Origin of the sequence: Pseudomonas sp., assembly GCF_037994325.1 — a bacterium.
In the GTDB taxonomy this organism is placed as follows: Bacteria; Pseudomonadota; Gammaproteobacteria; order Pseudomonadales; family Pseudomonadaceae; genus Aquipseudomonas.
This window is the reverse complement of sequence record NZ_JBBNAH010000581.1, coordinates 1-2,012: the sequence shown is the minus strand read 5'-3', so window position 1 is coordinate 2,012 and position 2,012 is coordinate 1. Positions and strand designations below refer to the sequence as shown.

Here is a 2,012-nt window from a genome sequence, read left to right as displayed (position 1 = left end):
TCGCCACCCTCAACCGCAAATCCTTGAGCAGCGAGCCGCGTGGCAAAGACACCCCGTTTGAACAACTGGACGGCACTCTAAGTTTCCGCAATGGCGTGGCCAACAACCCCGACCTGAAAGTGCGCATCCCCGGTATCCGCGTGAACGGCAACGGCGACATTGACCTGCGCGTACTGGGCATGGACTACCGCGTCGGCATCATCATCGACGGCGACAAGAGCGACATGCCCGACGAGGCCTGCCAGGTCAACAAACGCTACGTCGACATCGAATGGCCGCTGCGCTGCCGTGGTCCGCTGGAACTGGGCGCTAAAGCCTGCCGCCTGGACAAAGACGGCATGGGCAAAGTGGCCGCGAAACTGGCCGGCGACAAACTCAATGAAAAACTCGAAGAGAAGCTCGGCGACAAAGTCAGCCCGGAACTCAAAGATGCACTCAAGGGCCTGTTTAAGCGATGAACCCCGAGCAATTCAGTAGCGCGGTACTCGACTGGTACGACCGCCACGGCCGCAAAGACCTGCCCTGGCAGCACAACATCAGCCCGTACCGCGTGTGGGTATCGGAAATCATGCTGCAGCAAACCCAGGTCAGCACCGTGCTCGGCTATTTCGACCGCTTTATGGCCGCGCTGCCCACGGTCAAAGCCCTGGCCGAAGCCCCGGAAGACGAAGTGCTGCACCTGTGGACCGGCCTGGGCTACTACACCCGCGCCCGCAACCTGCAAAAAACCGCACAGATCGTTATGGCCGAGCACGGCGGCGAATTCCCGCGCAACGTCGAACAGCTCACCGAGTTGCCCGGCATCGGCCGCTCCACCGCTGGGGCGATTGCCAGCCTGTCCATGGGCGTACGCGCGCCGATTCTCGACGGCAACGTCAAACGCGTGCTGGCCCGTTACGTCGCCCAAGAGGGCTACCCCGGCGAACCAAAAGTCGCCAAACAGCTATGGGACGTCGCCGAACGCTTCACCCCGCATACCAGGGTGAACAACTACACCCAAGCGATGATGGACCTGGGCGCCACCCTCTGTACCCGCAGCAAACCCAGCTGCCTGCTATGCCCGCTACAAAGCGGCTGCCAAGCGCATATGCTCGGCCTGGAAATCCGCTACCCCATCGCCAAGCCGCGCAAAACGCTGCCGCAGAAACACACCCTGATGCCTATCCTGGCCAACCGCGACGGCGACATCCTCCTCTACCGCCGCCCCTCCAGCGGCCTGTGGGGCGGCCTCTGGAGCCTGCCCGAACTCAGCGAAAGCGCCGCCCTAGACACCTTCGCCGCCCAACGCGGCCTGACCCTCGGCAGCCGCCGCGAACTGGCCGGCATCACCCACACCTTCAGCCACTTCCAACTGGCCATCGAACCCTGGCTTATTCAGGTCGAGAGCAGCACCAGCAGCGTGGCCGAGGCCCACTGGCTCTGGTATAACCTCGCCACCCCGCCCCGCCTGGGGCTCGCTGCGCCAGTAAAAAAACTACTGAAACGCGCGGCTGACGAATTGAAAGCTGGAGAACCGACATGACCCGCACCGTACATTGCCGCAAACACAAACAAGACCTGCCGGGTCTACCGCGCCCGCCCTACCCAGGCGCCAAAGGCGAAGACATCTACAACAACGTCAGCCAACAAGCCTGGGACGAATGGCAGAAACACCAAACCCTGCTCATCAACGAACGCCGCCTCAACATGATGAACAGCGAAGACCGCAAATTCCTGCAAACCGAGATGGACAAATTCCTCTCCGGCGAAGACTACGCACAGGCCGAAGGCTACGTCGCGCCTAGCGAAACCGAGAAAAAATCGTAAGCGCCCGGATTAATTAAATATTTTTTTAAAAAGCGTGTTGACAGAGGTGCTCCAAATCCGTCTAATAGCGCCCCGTTGGCCCAGGTAGCTCAGTCGGTAGAGCAGGGGATTGAAAATCCCCGTGTCGGCGGTTCGATTCCGTCCCTGGGCACCATCTTCAAGTTTCCAAGCGCTGTAACAGGTAATTGGAAATGACTAAAAAACCC

Annotated in this window: 3 protein-coding genes and 1 tRNA gene; all 4 read left to right on the top strand. The window is 60.4% G+C overall.

Features of this window, described 5'->3' with window-relative positions; translation table 11 throughout:
* Positions 1-458: AsmA-like C-terminal region-containing protein (locus tag AAAB16_RS19460; protein ID WP_340664813.1), on the top strand; the 458-nt coding region annotated here is incomplete at its 5' end.
* Positions 455-1,522, top strand: coding sequence for an A/G-specific adenine glycosylase (gene mutY / locus AAAB16_RS19455; protein WP_340664812.1), 1,068 nt, complete (start codon positions 455-457; stop codon positions 1,520-1,522). The genes AAAB16_RS19460 and mutY, both read left to right, overlap by 4 nt.
* Positions 1,519-1,806: an oxidative damage protection protein gene (locus tag AAAB16_RS19450; protein ID WP_110618295.1), complete on the top strand. Its 288-nt coding sequence runs from the start codon at positions 1,519-1,521 to the stop codon at positions 1,804-1,806. The genes mutY and AAAB16_RS19450 overlap by 4 nt, the downstream gene beginning before the upstream one ends.
* Before the next feature lie 78 nt (positions 1,807-1,884).
* A tRNA-Phe gene (locus AAAB16_RS19445) sits at positions 1,885-1,960 on the top strand.
* Positions 1,961-2,012: the final 52 nt, after the last annotated feature.